This is a genomic window from Streptomyces sp. NPDC026246, from assembly GCF_055567995.1.
The window spans coordinates 1-1,052 of record NZ_JBVHPJ010000037.1 but is presented as its reverse complement, the minus strand read 5'-3'; the positions used below and the strand labels follow the sequence as shown (position 1 = coordinate 1,052).

Below are 1,052 nucleotides of genomic sequence, written 5' to 3'. Positions count from 1 at the left end.
CCTACACCCTTACCCCGGGACAACCACCGCCCGGGATGGACTACCTTCCTGCGTCACCCCATCACTCACCTACTAACCGCTTGGTTCGGCGGCTCCACCACTCCCCCTCACTCCGAAGAGATCAGGGGCGGCTTCACGGCCTTAGCATCACGATGCTCGATGTTTGACGCTTCACAGCGGGTACCGGAATATCAACCGGTTATCCATCGACTACGCCTGTCGGCCTCGCCTTAGGTCCCGACTTACCCTGGGCAGATCAGCTTGACCCAGGAACCCTTAGTCAATCGGCGCAAACGTTTCTCACGTTTGTATCGCTACTCATGCCTGCATTCTCACTCGTGAACCGTCCACAACTCGCTTCCGCGGCTGCTTCACCCGGCACACGACGCTCCCCTACCCATCACAGCCGGCGTTGGCCGTATATGCTGCAATGACACGACTTCGGCGGTACGCTTGAGCCCCGCTACATTGTCGGCGCGGAATCACTAGACCAGTGAGCTATTACGCACTCTTTCAAGGGTGGCTGCTTCTAAGCCAACCTCCTGGTTGTCTGTGCGACTCCACATCCTTTCCCACTTAGCGTACGCTTAGGGGCCTTAGTCGATGCTCTGGGCTGTTTCCCTCTCGACCATGGAGCTTATCCCCCACAGTCTCACTGCCGCGCTCTCACTTACCGGCATTCGGAGTTTGGCTAAGGTCAGTAACCCGGTAGGGCCCATCGCCTATCCAGTGCTCTACCTCCGGCAAGAAACACACGACGCTGCACCTAAATGCATTTCGGGGAGAACCAGCTATCACGGAGTTTGATTGGCCTTTCACCCCTAACCACAGGTCATCCCCCAGGTTTTCAACCCTGGTGGGTTCGGTCCTCCACGAAGTCTTACCTCCGCTTCAACCTGCCCATGGCTAGATCACTCCGCTTCGGGTCTTGAGCGTGCTACTAAAAACGCCCTATTCGGACTCGCTTTCGCTACGGCTACCCCACCCGGGTTAACCTCGCAACACACCGCAAACTCGCAGGCTCATTCTTCAAAAGGCACGCAGTCACGAGA

General features: G+C 57.3%; 1 rRNA gene. It reads right to left on the bottom strand.

From position 1 onward, the window contains the following. Nucleotides 1-1,052 (bottom strand): 23S ribosomal RNA (locus ACZ4M5_RS34700); the annotation flags it as partial.